Source organism: Clostridioides sp. GD02377 (assembly GCF_045899875.1).
Classification (GTDB): domain Bacteria; phylum Bacillota; class Clostridia; order Peptostreptococcales; family Peptostreptococcaceae; genus Clostridioides; species Clostridioides difficile_A.
Map to the genome: position 1 here is coordinate 1 of NZ_JBJODA010000095.1, position 285 is coordinate 285.

1 protein-coding gene is annotated in these 285 nt (G+C 33.0%); it reads right to left on the reverse strand.

The window, feature by feature from the left end:
- Positions 1-285 (reverse strand): LysM peptidoglycan-binding domain-containing protein (locus Q3304_RS21030; RefSeq protein ID WP_407815503.1); only part of this gene is annotated, 285 nt, incomplete at both ends.

Sequence of the window (285 nt, forward strand, 5' to 3'; positions counted from 1 at the left end):
ACAAGTTTTAACACCTGCCCTTTGTAAATAGTATATTTACTTAAGTTTTTATTCTTATTAGCTTTATCCATCATAGTTTTATTTAACTCATATACTTTCTTATATAGCGACCCATTTCCAAGTTGTTTTTGACAGATTGACCAAAGACTATCACCACTTTTTACTGTGTACGTCTTAGAGTTTGGTGCATTGACTGAATCAACTCGTTTTGGCTCTATCTTTACGCTTGGTCTACCAGTCTCATTAGTTTTTTTAGGTGGAGCAGGAACTAACTTTTTAGTTGAA